Source organism: Tenacibaculum finnmarkense genomovar ulcerans, assembly GCF_900239495.1.
In the GTDB taxonomy this organism is placed as follows: Bacteria; Bacteroidota; Bacteroidia; order Flavobacteriales; family Flavobacteriaceae; genus Polaribacter; species Polaribacter ulcerans.
Window position 1 is genome coordinate 87,998 of the sequence record NZ_OENE01000035.1, and the last position, 11,784, is coordinate 99,781.

10 protein-coding genes are annotated in these 11,784 nt (G+C 31.1%); 6 read left to right on the forward strand and 4 right to left on the reverse strand.

The window, feature by feature from the left end:
• Positions 1 to 49 precede the first annotated feature (49 nt).
• From DPIF8902391_RS10090 to DPIF8902391_RS10100, 3 genes are all read left to right on the forward strand, one after another.
• Entirely contained in the window at positions 50 to 598 is a 549-nt protein-coding gene (locus DPIF8902391_RS10090; protein WP_058884563.1) for a Smr/MutS family protein, read from the forward strand.
• A 15-nt stretch (positions 599 to 613) separates the two neighbouring features.
• On the forward strand, positions 614 to 1,777 hold the full coding sequence (locus DPIF8902391_RS10095; protein ID WP_058884564.1) for a cysteine desulfurase family protein: 1,164 nt from the start codon (positions 614 to 616) through the stop codon (positions 1,775 to 1,777).
• 181 nt (positions 1,778 to 1,958) lie between these two features.
• Positions 1,959 to 2,882, forward strand: a complete 924-nt coding sequence (locus tag DPIF8902391_RS10100) for a PorP/SprF family type IX secretion system membrane protein (protein WP_172505751.1) — start codon at positions 1,959 to 1,961, stop codon at positions 2,880 to 2,882.
• A 109-nt stretch (positions 2,883 to 2,991) separates the two neighbouring features.
• Here DPIF8902391_RS10100 and DPIF8902391_RS10105 read toward each other — a convergent pair whose 3' ends face one another.
• Positions 2,992 to 3,762 (reverse strand): zinc ribbon domain-containing protein, encoded by a 771-nt coding sequence (locus DPIF8902391_RS10105; RefSeq protein WP_058884566.1) that lies wholly within the window; start codon positions 3,760 to 3,762, stop codon positions 2,992 to 2,994.
• 6 nt (positions 3,763 to 3,768) lie between these two features.
• A complete protein-coding gene (locus tag DPIF8902391_RS10110) occupies positions 3,769 to 4,863 on the reverse strand; it encodes a Nif3-like dinuclear metal center hexameric protein (RefSeq protein WP_172505752.1) in 1,095 nt (364 codons plus the stop codon).
• 572 nt (positions 4,864 to 5,435) lie between these two features.
• On the opposite strand from DPIF8902391_RS10110, the gene lpxK reads away from it, so the two are divergent.
• Positions 5,436 to 6,464 (forward strand): tetraacyldisaccharide 4'-kinase, encoded by a 1,029-nt coding sequence (lpxK, locus tag DPIF8902391_RS10115; RefSeq protein ID WP_172505753.1) that lies wholly within the window; start codon positions 5,436 to 5,438, stop codon positions 6,462 to 6,464.
• A gap of 56 nt (positions 6,465 to 6,520) precedes the next feature.
• A complete protein-coding gene (locus DPIF8902391_RS10120; RefSeq protein ID WP_058884568.1) occupies positions 6,521 to 6,994 on the forward strand; it encodes a thioredoxin family protein in 474 nt (157 codons plus the stop codon).
• A gap of 63 nt (positions 6,995 to 7,057) precedes the next feature.
• On the opposite strand, the gene DPIF8902391_RS10125 is transcribed toward DPIF8902391_RS10120, so the two are convergent.
• Positions 7,058 to 7,735 (reverse strand): ABC transporter ATP-binding protein, encoded by a 678-nt coding sequence (locus DPIF8902391_RS10125; RefSeq protein ID WP_172505784.1) that lies wholly within the window; start codon positions 7,733 to 7,735, stop codon positions 7,058 to 7,060.
• Positions 7,736 to 7,835: 100 nt separating this feature from the next.
• A complete protein-coding gene (locus tag DPIF8902391_RS10130; RefSeq protein WP_172505754.1) occupies positions 7,836 to 10,301 on the reverse strand; it encodes a DUF5916 domain-containing protein in 2,466 nt (821 codons plus the stop codon).
• A 226-nt stretch (positions 10,302 to 10,527) separates the two neighbouring features.
• Here DPIF8902391_RS10130 and sucC point away from each other — a divergent pair, with 226 nt between their 5' ends.
• Entirely contained in the window at positions 10,528 to 11,724 is a 1,197-nt protein-coding gene (gene sucC / locus DPIF8902391_RS10135) for an ADP-forming succinate--CoA ligase subunit beta (protein WP_058884570.1), read from the forward strand.
• Positions 11,725 to 11,784 lie beyond the last annotated feature (60 nt).

Consider the following 11,784-nt stretch of genomic DNA (forward strand, 5'->3'; position numbering starts at 1 on the left):
GCAAAAATACGCTGTAAAGCTCTTTTTTTAAATTAAATAAAGGTTAAGTATGTGTTTCGAAATAGGAAATAAAGTATCGGTGCTAGATGCTGATATTAGGGGGATTATAACAAGGAAAGAAAAGGAGCTGTTTTTTGTTAAAGATCAAGATGGCATGGAGTATCCTTTTTTAGCATCAGAATTAATTAAAATTCAGGTAGAACAATATGAATTAAGTAGGCAAACACGTGTTTCAAAAGCGCTGTTGCAACAAAAAACGCAAGAACCTGTTAAAAAGAAAAAATCTTTTTTTGTAAAAGACAAGAATGAAGTGGTTATGGAAGTAGATTTACATGCTAATAAATTGGTGAAATCTACCCGTGGCATGGATAATTACGAAGTATTGTCATTGCAGTTAGAAACCGCAAAGCATAAATTGGAATATTGTATTTCAAAAAGTATTTCGAAATTGGTGTTAATTCACGGAATAGGAGAGGGCGTTTTAAAAACCGAACTAGATTATTTGTTGAATAATTATCCTGTAAAATATTATGATGCTTCTTATCAAAAATATGGTAAAGGAGCTACCGAAGTTTACATTTATCAAAATCCGAATTAATTATATATTTATTTTATGAAAGCTGTTTATTTAGATAATGCCGCTACCACGCCCATGTTACCCGAAGTTGTTGCGGTAATCAATGCGTCAATGTTAGCAAATTTTGGAAATCCATCTTCTGTGCATCAATTTGGTCGAAAAGCCAAAGCAGCTGTAGAAACGGCTCGAAAAAATATTGCCAAACGCTTTAATGTATCGGCAAGCGAAATTATTTTTACAGCAGGTGGTACAGAAGCCGATAATTTAATTTTATACAATGCTGTTTTAAATTTAGGAGTCACAAGAATTATTACCTCTAAAATAGAGCATCATGCGGTGTTGCGTACTGTTGAATATCTTCAGAAAAAACACCAAATAACCGTAGAATTTATTTCTGTAGATAAAAAAGGTGCTATTAATTTAACAGAATTAGAAGCTATTTTAAAACAAAATACAGCAAACACGGCTGAAAAATCTGCCGAAAAAACCTTGGTTAGTTTAATGTATGTAAATAATGAAATTGGAAATTTATTAGCAATTGATAAAGTAGCAGAATTATGCACACAAAATAAGGCGTATTTTCATTCCGATACTGTACAAGCAATTGGTCATTATGAGTTAGATTTACAAAAAACACCGATTGATTTTATTGCCGCAAGTGCGCATAAATTTCATGGACCAAAAGGTGTTGGTTTTGCCTATGTAAAAAAGGGGATTTCGATAAAACCTTTATTATATGGAGGCGAACAAGAAAGAGGTGCTAGGGCGAGTACCGAAAATGTGCATGGAATTTTAGGGATGGAAAAAGCCTTGGCAATTTCATATGAGTCTTTATTTGAAGATAAAAAACATATTCAAAGCATAAAGGCGTATTTTATAGCACAGTTAAATACTAATTTTGAAAATATCGAGTTTAATGGTGCATCAGCAAATTTAGAAAAAAGTAGTTACACGATATTAAATGTCCGTTTTCCGATACAAGATAAAATGATGCTTTTTACGTTAGATTTACACGGGGTAGCGGCATCAGGAGGAAGTGCTTGCCAAAGCGGAGCTAGTAAGGGGTCACACGTGTTGCGAGCTTTTTTAAATGAAGAAGCAACTCAAAAAACTTCGGTACGATTTTCGTTTAGTAAATTAACAAGCCTTGATGATATTGATATTGTTATTGAAAAATTAAAAAAATTCAAGATTAGTTAGTTTTATCTTTTATCAAAATATATGATATATTTGTAACTAATTAATTTAAGGCTTCTTATCTTTTTGTAGAAGATTTTTAAATTTAAAAGCGCATTTTGGGAGCGCCTAAAAAAGTAAGAAATGAGCTTTAATACTAAATACGGTTACAATTCGTATTCATAAAATAAAAAAATTACATAAAATGAAGTTATTTTTAAGTATAATCTGTGTATTTGTATTTAGTATATGTACCATAACAACTACACAGGCACAGCAAGATCCTCAATATTCACAGTATATGTATAACACCATGAATATAAATCCGGCATATGCAGGTTCTAATTATTACGGCATTATTACGGTAATCGGTAGAACGCAGTGGGTTGGTTTTGAAGGTGCTCCAGAAACTCAAAATATAAGTTATCACACGCCTATAGGCTCTTCAGGTTTAGGTTTGGGGGTTAATATAATGAATGATGAAATAGGTCCATCAAAAGAATTTTACCTAGATAGCAACCTGTCATATACTATTCAAACTGATGTAGATGCTAGTTTAGCATTTGGTTTACGTTTAGGAGGACGTTTCTTAAATATTGATTGGAGTAAAGGAGAAGCAACTGATACAGAAGCTGCTTTTGGGCAAAATGTAAGTAAATTTTTACCAACTATTGGTGCAGGAATTTATTATTACAAGCCAGATTGGTATGTAGGATTATCGGTGCCGAATATTTTAAGAACAGAACATTACGATCAAGAAATACCACTAGGAAAAACAGCGGTTGAAAGAATGCACTTTTTTTTAATAGCAGGATATGTGTATGATATTAATTATGATTTTAAATTTAAACCCGCTGCACTTTTAAAAGCTGTTTCAGGAGCGCCATTATCGTTAGATTTATCAGCAAATTTATTATTTAAAGATAAATTTAGAGCAGGTTTAGGTTGGAGATGGGACGATGCGGTAAGTGTTCTTTTAGGTTTTCAAGCCTCAAACACCTTACTTATCGGATATTCGTATGATTTAACAACCTCTAATTATAATGTAACAAATTCAGGAACTCACGAAATTATGTTGCAATACGAACTATCGAGAGGTCAAAAGTATAGATCACCGAGATTCTTTTAATTTTAAGGCGAATTTTTATAGCTTTTTTACAATATTTTTCACTAAAACTACAACAATAAAAAAGCGCTCGAAAGAGCGCTTTTTATATATATTTAAAAATAAGAATTACTTATATAAATAAGCTATCAATCTTTTCTTTTTCTTCTTGAGCTAAAGCAGCATCAACTAAAATACGCCCACTATGCTCATCAATTGTAATTTTCTTTCTGTTTGCAATTTCTAATTGAATTTGCGGAGGAATTGTAAAGAAAGAACCACCAGCAGCACCACGCTCAATAGCAACAACAGCTAATCCGTTTCTTACTTTAGTACGGATTCTGTTATAAGCAGTTAATAAATGCTTGTCAATAGATAAGGCATATTCTTCAGATTTCTCTTTTAATAATTGCTCTTCTTTTTCAGTTTCCTTTAAGATACTATCAAGTTCATTTTTCTTGTGGGTCAAATGACTTTGTTGTTGCTTTACTTTTTCTTTGGTTCTGTCAACAACGCTACTCTTTTGAGTTATTTTAACCTTGTACTCTTTAATTCTTTTTTCAGATAATTCAATTTCTAATTCTTGAAACTCAATTTCCTTTGTTAAAGCTTCAAATTCACGATTGTTACGAACGTTTTTTTGTTGCTCTTCATACTTTACAATTAACGCTTTAGATTCGATAATTGCAGATTTTTTATTACTAATATCAGTATCTAAACTAGCAGCTTCTTCTTTTAATTTAGAAAGTCTAGTATTTAATCCGGCAACTTCATCTTCTAAATCTTCAACTTCTAAAGGTAATTCACCACGAACGTTTCTGATTTCGTCAATTCTAGAATCGATTAACTGTAAATCGTATAACGCTCTTAATTTTTCTTCTACCGTTACTTCTTTTTTTGCCATCTCTGTTTATATATAGTGTATTGGATTTGTACTTTCTTCGCTTAAAGTAATTGCAAAAGTACTAAATTTTTTACGAAGATAATCAATCAAAAGGTTTTTTGTAAACTGTTCACTCTCATAATGCCCAACATCGGCAAGGACTATTTTTCCTTCTGCCTGAAAAAACTCATGATATTTAAAATCGGCACTTATATAAGCATCGGCATTTAATTTGAGGGCATTTTTGATAGCAAAACTCCCTGAACCGCCTAAAACGGCTACTTTTTTAATCGGTTTTTCTAATAATTCGGAATGTCGAACACAATCTGTTTTAAATGTTTTTTTTACAAAGGCTAAAAAATCATGTTCATTCATCGGAGTTTTAAACTCGCCAATCATTCCCATTCCTATATTCTGGTGACTATTATCTAAAGTAATTATTTCGTAAGCAACTTCTTCATACGGATGATTATTAAAGAGCGTTTTAAGTATTTTTCCTTCTAAATTATTGATAAAACTCACTGAAATAGCGATTTCTTCTTCGGATATAAATTCGCCTTTTTCTCCTACCGTCGGATTTGAACTTTCAGCTCCTTTATAGGTTGTTGTTCCTTGAAAATTAAAAGAGCAATTGTCATAATTTCCGATATTTCCTGCACCTGCTTCAAAGAGTTTTGTGCGTAGTTTTTCGGCATTTTTAATTGGAACGTAGGTGGTTAATTTTTTAATAATTCCTTTTTTAGGAATCAATGTTTTGCAATTTTGAAGCCCTAAAACTTCACACATTTTAGCTGAAACACCATTGTTTACATTGTCTAAAGCGGTGTGAGTTGCATAAATGGCAATATTATTTTGAATGGCTTTTAAAACAACACGTTCAACATAATTGTTGCCATTTATTTTTTTTAATCCGCTAAAAATAATCGGGTGAAAGCTTACAATTAAATTGCAATTCTCAGCAATTGCCTGATCAACAGTTTTCTCTAAAGTATCTAAAGTTACTAAAACACCTGTAACTTTTGTAGAATAATCACCTATTAATAAGCCAACATTGTCAAAACTTTCGGCATAAGCAAGCGGGGCTAGTTCTTCAATATAATTGGTAACGTCTTTTATTTGCATTTTTTTGAGTTTAAAAAAGATGTTTCAAAGTTACTAAAATTGGATATAATCCGATTTTTATTTTAATAATCTATTTTTTGAAAGAAGATAGCGTCTGTTTAAAATTAAATTATTTAGTTAAACTCAGACCTCACAGTTTTTAAAAACCTGTGAGGTCTATTTATTTGAGTTTTTTTGAATGATTTTGTCAATTCGAGTAATTTTAATGACTAAAAGGAATTAAAATTGTATCGAGAATTTGAATTCTTTTATATTGATGAATTTTGATTTTTTTTGATGCTAAAAAAGTTCTCGATACAATTTTTTTGAAAGAAAAAAATCACTCGAACTGACAGTTTATTGAATTTTAAATAGGTTATAAATATTCGAAAAAGCTTAAAATTAGTAAAAATGCCTAGCCCCGATTGCAGCAATTGTTTGAGCTCTTTTTTATTTTTCTTTTCGAAAAAATAAAAAAAGCGAGTGCGGAAAGCGGGAAATAGCTTCAAATAATTTTTAATATATTCTGATGAAAAAAATAATTTAAAGAGATGCTTGTTTTTGCTAGTAAAATAATTTTTACTTTTGAGGCTATGAAATTACTACGTTTTTTACTGTTTCCGTTTGCCATTTTATACGATGTTATTACAAAAATTCGCAATTTGTTTTTTGATATAAATGTTCTAAAATCGACTAAATTTAAAGTTCCTGTTATTTGCGTAGGAAATTTAAGCGTTGGCGGAACAGGAAAATCGCCACAAATTGAATTTTTAATTCGTTTGTTAAAAGATGATTATAAAATTGCCGTTTTAAGTCGTGGTTATAAACGAAAAACGGAAGGTTTTCAATTGATAAATGACACACATTCTGCTGCTGATGTTGGCGATGAACCGCTACAATTTTATACGAAATTTAAAAATGATGCCAGCATTGCAGTTGATGCCGATAGAACTAACGGGATTCAAAATTTATTAAAAAATGATGCTGGTTTACAAGTTGTGTTATTAGATGATGCGTATCAGCACCGAAAAGTAAGGGCAAGTACAAGTATTTTATTGACAAAATATAATGATTTATATGTCGATGATTTTATATTGCCAACAGGAAATTTAAGAGAGGCGAGAAGTGGTGCCGATCGTGCAAAAATTATTATTGTTACCAAATGTCCTGAAAATTTATCTGAAGAAAAACAGCAAGAAATTAAGGAAAGATTGAAGCTTAAAAAGCATCAGAAATTATTTTTCACAACAATTTCTTATGATGAAAAGTTAAAGGGAAGTGATGCAAATTTGACTATTTCAGATTTAAAAAATAAAGAAGTTTTATTGGTTACAGGAATTGCAAACCCTACTTCGTTATTACAGTTTTTATCGGAAGAAAAAATAAAATATACGCATTTAAAATATCCTGACCATTATAATTTTACAAGCAATGATATTGAAAAAATAAAAACAGATTTCAATAAATTATCAGCAAATAATAAAATAATTGTAACCACCGAAAAAGATTATATGCGTTTGCAAGATCAGCTTAAAAAGGTGTGTTATATTTCGATAAAAAGTACGTTTATAAAAGATGAAAAATTATTTACTGATTTTATAATCAATGAAATAAATCGTTAATTTTTTAGTTTTTGGTATTATTTTTGATATTTTTGAGTTATAAAATGAGAATCACAATGAAAAAAATATTTTTAACTTTAGTGTTAATTTTAGGAGCACAAATATCTTTTGCGCAAGAACATACTGTAGCTCACCAAGCTGAATCACAAAAAATACAATGGGAAAGTTCTTTTAATACAGCTATTGAAAAGTCAAAAGTAGAGAATAAGCCTATTTTGGTGTTTTTTACAGGCTCAGATTGGTGTCATCCATGTAAAAGAGTTGATAAAGAACTGTTTGAAACAATGAAATTTAAAAACTTTTCTGAAGGGAATTTAATTTTTTATAAAGCCGATTTTCCTAGAAATAGAGACTTGGTTTCGGTAGCAGCTAAAAAAGAAAATGAGGAATTGCAATATAGGTACGGAATTAATGCGTTTCCTACAGTGGTTGTGGTTAATTCAAAAGGAAATGTTTTAGGAAAGAAAAAAGGGGCGTATATGGCGGAGTATTATTACCCGTTTTTAACGAAAATTATAAAGAATAATTAAAAATTTTGATAAAAAATAGAAAAGCGAAACACTTAAAGTTTCGCTTTTTTTATTTTAAAGTTTTTAAGATTTCGATAGTAAATCAACAATAACACCGTCTTTCATGGTCAGGGTTCTGTCTGCCATTTGAGCTAATTCTTTGTTGTGGGTTACTAGTACAAAGGTTTGCCCAAATTTGTCTCGTAATTCAAAAAATAATTTATGTAAATTTTCTGCTGAGGTAGAATCTAAATTTCCTGATGGTTCATCGGCAAAAATAACAGCTGGTTCGTTAATTAAGGCTCTCGCAACGGCTACTCGTTGTTGCTCTCCTCCTGAAAGTTCGTTTGGCTTATGGTTTTCTCTGTGCGATAATCCTAAGAATGATAATAATTCTTTTGCCCTTTTTTGAGTTGCTGATTTCGCTTTTCCGCTAATAAAAGCAGGGATACACACGTTTTCGAGTGCTGTAAATTCAGGTAGTAATTGATGAAATTGAAAAATAAATCCGATGTGTTTATTCCTGAAAGAAGAAATAGCTTTATCGCTTAATCCTTTGATTGAAATAGTATTTAATAATAACTCGTAGTCTTGTGTTTTTTGAGGGCTATCTAAAGTTCCTAAAATTTGAAGAAGTGTTGTTTTCCCGGCTCCAGAAGGACCAACAATCGCAACAATTTCTCCTTTTTTAATATGAAGATTTACGCCTTTTAAAATTTCAACATCACCATAGTATTTATGGATATTTTTAGCAATAATCATAGATAATCCTCGTTTTATTTTCAAGGTAACGAATGTATAAAAAAGAAATCAGATAGCCTTTTAAAGCGAGTCTGATTTCAAAAGATAAATTAAAACCGTGTTAAATTAATTTTTTGATATGATTATAATCAATAAAATAAACTAATCGAACAGAAAAAGTATGTTGATTGTCTTCTTTTAAAAGTGATTCTAAATTTTCTGAGAAATTTTGAGTAGCAATATCTGTATCATTAGAAATGGTATTTCTGTAAAAAGCAGTTAATTGACTACCTGGCGCAAATTGCCATAAATAATTGACATCAACATTCCAGCTATTAAAATTTTTATGATGATTGTCGGTATAATTACTTTCAATTAATTCGCCATTATTTTTATTTAAAGTGTAAAATTGCTCCTTATACGGAACTTTACTCCAATTGTGTCTGAAAGATAAAGATAGTGTTGATTTTGTATTAAAACTATATTTACCTGTTAAAGAATTATTGAAAGTAGTCCAGTCTCTTTGACCGAATATAATGTGGTCTAAAAAAGGAGAAAGTATTGGGTTTTTATCGATATCTTCTTGATTTATATCATTTACAAAACCCTGCCCATTGTTTGTCTGTCCGTATTTAAAGCTATAAACTAAGGAAAATTGATTGTTAAAACGATATCTTGGAGAAATTTTAAAGCCATAATTTTCTTTTGGATTGTTTTTGAAAAAAGAATATCGCCAGTTATAATCAATAGCAAATTTATTTCTGTAATCGGTAGAACCCCAATGGCTAATGCGTATTCTTTGTGGTCTCTTAAAGTAAATTCCGCTTGTTGTTCCTTGCCTTGGTTCGTTAAAATCTTTACGTTTACTGCTGTAAATTATGTTTGCCCCAAAAGCAAAACGTTTTTTAGTTTCTGCCTGAAAAGCGGTGTTTATATTGCTGCCTGTATAGGTGCCAGGATTGTGTAAAAAGTTACTATTGTAAGCGGTATTTATGCTGTAGTAATTAAAAATACCTGTAGGTTTTAGTGTGCGGTATTGTGTAAAACCATAGATTGATTGTTGATTATTACGAAATAAAATTCCCATATCATTTGGGTTAAAATCTTTATTTTTTAAATTATAACCAATTTCACCTCTCCAGTTCCCCGATTTTTTACCAATACTAGTGTCAAATGTATAACCAGTGTTTGGGTTGTTTTTATCATCAGAAATAGTACTCATTTTAACAGAACCATCTATATTGTAATTACTGTTTTTATCTTCTAAATGCCAAAGTAAACCTGTAACATTAGCATCTTTAAAATGTCCATTTCTAGTAACATTGGTGTTAATTAAAGTTACCGCTGAATTTTGATTGAATTGCTGATCTAAAACTAAAATATTATAGTTTGATAGTGGATTAATTATTTCTTCTCGAATTTCTTTTGTCGTATTATTTTTAATTACGGCTTCTGTTTTGGCAGTAACGGCATTAAAAAAACCGATGCCTAAGCCTTTTTTTGTTCTACCAGAAACTTTTATAGCGTTTAGCATTTGTACTTTTTCAGGCGATTCAATAAGGGTTTCTGTTTGCTCATTTACAGAAGCATTTTTTATTGGTTTACCTCCAATTCTACGAGAATAAAATAAATTTCCTTTGGTAAAAAGTGCGGTTCCTTCGGTAAAAAATTGTCGTTGCTCTGAAAATTGCTGTTCAAAAGGACCTAAGTTTAAGGTAACATTATCAAAAGCGGTTTGTCCAAAATCAGGAATTAAAGTGGCATCTAAAGTAAAATTTTCGGTAAGCCCATATTTTACATCCATACCAACGCTCCAATCAAAATTTGTTTTTCCTTTAAAAGAAGTTGTTGTTGCCGATGCATACGGGTAAAAATTTAAACGAGTAGGCGGTGTAATATTTTTTAAGTTTTCTAGTAAACCATCGTATTGTGTCCAATTTCCTTGTGTATTATCAATAGGATTCCATGTAAAACGAGCATTTAAATTTTTTATTTCTCGATGAAAATTAATTCCCCAAGATTGTATAGGGCTATTTGCAAAACGTAGCGCACGATACGGTATTTTCATTTCTACAGACCAACTATCTTTATTTATTTTAACAGCACTTTGCCAAACAGCATTCCAATTAAAATCTTCATTACCGCTAGCTACTTTTGAATCTGCCTGAACTCCTGCGGCACTAACAATAAACATGGTCGGGTTTTGCCCGTCATCATTTGGGTTTATCATCAGCATAAAAAAATCAGCATTTCCTATGTTGTCTCTGTTGTTAAATTCGGCAGGTATTTTAGCAGGATTTGGAGTGTACATGAAGGCACTTACATAAATAGCATCATTATCGTAGACTAATTTTACTTGGGTTTTATGAGTGCTAGGTTCGTTTTGTCCGTTAGTGGGGCGCATCATTACTAAATTATTAGCAACAGGGGCTTTTTTCCATATTGATTCGTCTATAAGTCCATCAATAATAGGAGGCGTTTGTGTGCGTGTAGCGGGTAATTTTTTTCTTTTTTTAGAGATTTCTTGTGCAATACTATTTTTACAGATAAAGAGCATTAAAACCAATAATGAGGTTGTTTTATACATAGTTAGTCAAGGGCTTAAGGTGGTTTGTAAAAATATTTAGGATTTAAGCTTTCAAATGACAATTTAATGTTAATTACATTAAATAGGTGTTAAAAAATGCGTGTTACAATGAAACGAAAAGAAAACTCAAAATAAAAGTTATAATAAAATGGTAATAATTATACTAAATAGTAATGTATTGTAAATTGAATTTGTATTTTTGTTGGACTTTAAAAATTCATATCTAATGAACTTACACGAATATCAAGGTAAAGAAATATTAAACAGTTTTGGGGTTCGTATTCAACGAGGAATTGTTGCAAATACACCAGAAGAAGCTGTTGCGGCAGCAAAGCAATTAACGGAAGAAACCGGTACAGGTTGGCACGTAATTAAGGCACAAGTACACGCAGGTGGTCGTGGAAAAGGTGGTGGAGTTAAGTTGGCTAAAAACTTAGAGGACGTAAAAAATATTTCTAATGATATTTTAGGAATGATGTTAATTACACCTCAAACTTCAGCGGAAGGTAAATTAGTAAACCAAGTGTTAATATGTGAAGACGTATATTATCCTGGAGCTAGTGAGCCAGACGAATATTACATGTCAGTTTTATTAAACCGTGCTACTGGTAAAAACATGATTATGTATTCTACCGAAGGTGGAATGGATATTGAAACTGTTGCCGAAGAAACTCCTCATTTAATTTTTACAGAAGAAATTGATCCAACTTTAGGATTAATGCCTTTTCAAGCACGTAAAATTGCTTTTAACTTAGGTTTAAGCGGTGTTGCTTTAAAAGAAATGGTAAAGTTTGCTAGTGCTTTATATACAGCATATATTAAATCTGATTCAGCAATGTTTGAAATTAACCCTGTGTTAAAAACTTCGGATGATAAAATAATGGCGGTGGATGCTAAAGTTACTTTAGATGAAAACGCTTTATATCGTCATAAAGATTATGCTGCAATGCGTGATATTCGTGAAGAAAATCCTATTGAAGTAGAAGCAAAAGCTGCTGGTTTAAACTATGTCGATTTAGATGGTAATGTTGGATGTATGGTAAACGGAGCAGGACTTGCAATGGGAACTATGGATTTAATTAAGCAAGCAGGTGGTGAGCCAGCTAACTTTTTAGACGTTGGAGGTACTGCTGATGCAGAGCGTGTTGAAAAAGCTTTTGGTATTATCTTAAAAGATAGTAATGTAAAAGCTATTTTAGTAAATATCTTTGGAGGAATCGTTCGTTGTGATCGTGTTGCTCAAGGTGTTGTAGATGCTTATAAAAGTATGGGAGACAGAATTAATGTGCCTATTATTTGTCGTTTACAAGGAACTAACGCTAAAGAAGCTAAAGAATTAATTGATAACAGTGGAATGGAAATTATTTCAGCTACTGAATTTCAAGAAGCTGCCGATAAAGTTGCAGAAGTTTTAGAAGCTTAGAAATTAATTTTTTGTTTATATATTGAAATCGCCTCATAATTTATTTATGAGGCGATTTTT

Bases quoted from the DNA above. Each gene is read 5' to 3' on its own strand.
- DPIF8902391_RS10090 (WP_058884563.1), top strand. From the start codon at position 50: ATGTGTTTCGAAATAGGAAATAAAGTATCGGTGCTAGATGCTGATATT.
- DPIF8902391_RS10095 (WP_058884564.1), top strand. From the start codon at position 614: ATGAAAGCTGTTTATTTAGATAATGCCGCTACCACGCCCATGTTACCC.
- DPIF8902391_RS10100 (WP_172505751.1), top strand. From the start codon at position 1,959: ATGAAGTTATTTTTAAGTATAATCTGTGTATTTGTATTTAGTATATGT.
- DPIF8902391_RS10105 (WP_058884566.1), bottom strand. From the start codon at position 3,762: ATGGCAAAAAAAGAAGTAACGGTAGAAGAAAAATTAAGAGCGTTATAC.
- DPIF8902391_RS10110 (WP_172505752.1), bottom strand. From the start codon at position 4,863: ATGCAAATAAAAGACGTTACCAATTATATTGAAGAACTAGCCCCGCTT.
- lpxK (WP_172505753.1), top strand. From the start codon at position 5,436: ATGAAATTACTACGTTTTTTACTGTTTCCGTTTGCCATTTTATACGAT.
- DPIF8902391_RS10120 (WP_058884568.1), top strand. From the start codon at position 6,521: ATGAAAAAAATATTTTTAACTTTAGTGTTAATTTTAGGAGCACAAATA.
- DPIF8902391_RS10125 (WP_172505784.1), bottom strand. From the start codon at position 7,735: ATGATTATTGCTAAAAATATCCATAAATACTATGGTGATGTTGAAATT.
- DPIF8902391_RS10130 (WP_172505754.1), bottom strand. From the start codon at position 10,301: ATGTATAAAACAACCTCATTATTGGTTTTAATGCTCTTTATCTGTAAA.
- sucC (WP_058884570.1), top strand. From the start codon at position 10,528: ATGAACTTACACGAATATCAAGGTAAAGAAATATTAAACAGTTTTGGG.